Origin of the sequence: Streptomyces sp. NPDC005533 (assembly GCF_042871845.1) — a bacterium.
Taxonomy (GTDB): Bacteria; Actinomycetota; Actinomycetes; order Streptomycetales; family Streptomycetaceae; genus Streptomyces.
Genome location: NZ_JBIAJH010000172.1, coordinates 1 through 1,669, shown reverse-complemented (window position 1 = coordinate 1,669; position 1,669 = coordinate 1). Strand labels below are relative to the sequence as shown.

The window sequence follows — 1,669 nt, the reverse complement described above, 5'->3', positions numbered from 1 at the left end:
CCCTCACGCATCTCCGGATCGTACTTCTGTCGCTTCCCCACCATGACCCCCAACTCCCCATCTGGTCACGGCTCTACGCTACGAGGGGAACCACAGTGGAGCACCGTTCACACAAGGGGCTGAACAACCGGGCGGCGAACTCCCACCAGCCCACCCGGCAGCGCGAACGCGCGATGAAAGGCTTCCGCACCGTCGGTTCGGCGCAGCGGTTCCTGTCCGCATTCACCGGAATCTCACCCCACTTCCGACCCCACCGTCACCTCATGACCGCCCGCAACCACCGCCTCGAGATGACAATCCGCTTCACCCTCTGGAACCACATCACCGGCGCCACCGGCCAACCCGCCACGGCCTGAACCACCAGCCACCACCAGCCCCGCACTACCCTGATGCACCATCAGACGGACAAGCCACCGACAACGTGACAGCGCCCGTAGTAGAACGGTTTCCAGTAGTCCGAGGTCGCCTCGATCACCACCAGCGTCACGTTCGCGGCGAGCAGGTGGTCGAGCAAAGCGATCACGGCGTTCGCCGTCGAGCCCCAGGTAGTGGTCTCGGTGGTGAACGACCCCCGCCGCTTCATACTCGGGGTCCGGACGCACACCTTGGCGTCCTTCTTGCTGATGTCCACGCCGGCGCACCGTTCATGCAGTACGTCCACGCTCCCCGCTCCCTCCCCATCGGGTGTGCCGTTCCGGGAGGGCCAAGGTGAATCAGGAATTCTGACGCACGTGCTCACAGCAACACTCCACGGTTCCCGCGGAAGGCCCCCAGCACCACGCTGACCTGCGAGCTCACCGGCATCACAGAGGCATCGGTTTCGGCCGGAACGAACCCTCCAAGAGTCCCGGACCGGCATCACTCCCCGTCAGGGCAGACAAAAGCACCTGCGGCGCGCGCCAAGGGATTTACCACGCCCCCGGCGCGCACTTAAGGTGCGCTGGATCGCTGACCTGCGGCTACTCCGGATGAAAGAGGCTCACTGGCTGCAAATCCGACGCTCTTGATCTCCCCTGGCAGCCGCCAACCGTTACGCGTGGGGCGAAAACTTATCCACTTCGAAACGGTGCGAACGGCGGCGACCTGTGCCACCGGTGGGCGAAACCTCTCGCCCTGGATCGGCTCGCTCCCGGCCGGGTCCGGCGCGGCCTTCACCGCATCCGGCGGACGGTGGTCACTCCGGCGGGCGCGCCGGAAGCCAGCCGGCCCGCACCCCGCCACCCGGTCGGCAAGAAACACATCAAAAAAGGACGCTCCTCGGCCCTGAAGCCGAGAAGCGTCCCTTTCATCTCAAGTCTTCGAGAAGTCGATGGCTTGGGAATAGATACGGGTTTGTCCCATGGCTCCTGTGAGGCGGCTTCCACCGGCCTGGTCGGCGCCGAAGTTGAGTTTTCCGGTGCCGGCGCCGATCGGTGCCGTGCCGACCTGGCCGCTCCAGGCCTTCGCCCCGTTGAGGTAGACGGTGACCAGGCCGGAGCTGTCCCGTGTGACGGCCAGATCGACGAACTGCCCCTTGGGAACGACGACGGGTGTGACCGCGGCGGCTCCTCCGCCGATGAACCGGACGTTCCTCGTGGGTGTCAGGTCGATGAGGAAGCCGGGGGTACTGCTTCCGGGGGGGATGATGTAGTCGACGATGCGCTGGTAGGTTCCCTCGGCGTCCGCCCGG

The 1,669-nt window shown here is 65.7% G+C and carries 2 protein-coding genes and 1 pseudogene; 1 reads left to right on the top strand and 2 read right to left on the bottom strand.

The genetic code is table 11. The features are described from left to right. On the top strand, positions 1 to 356 hold a 356-nt coding region (locus ACFYP3_RS37720; protein ID WP_388842634.1), incomplete at its 5' end, for a DDE-type integrase/transposase/recombinase. A 77-nt stretch (positions 357 to 433) separates the two neighbouring features. Here the strand turns inward: ACFYP3_RS37720 and ACFYP3_RS37715 are convergent. Both ACFYP3_RS37715 and ACFYP3_RS37710 read right to left on the bottom strand, forming a co-directional pair. Further along, positions 434 to 661 (bottom strand): annotated as a pseudogene (locus ACFYP3_RS37715) (IS110 family transposase); the annotation flags it as partial. A 629-nt stretch (positions 662 to 1,290) separates the two neighbouring features. Continuing rightward, positions 1,291 to 1,669 (bottom strand): LamG-like jellyroll fold domain-containing protein (locus ACFYP3_RS37710; protein ID WP_388842632.1); only part of this gene is annotated, 379 nt, incomplete at its 5' end.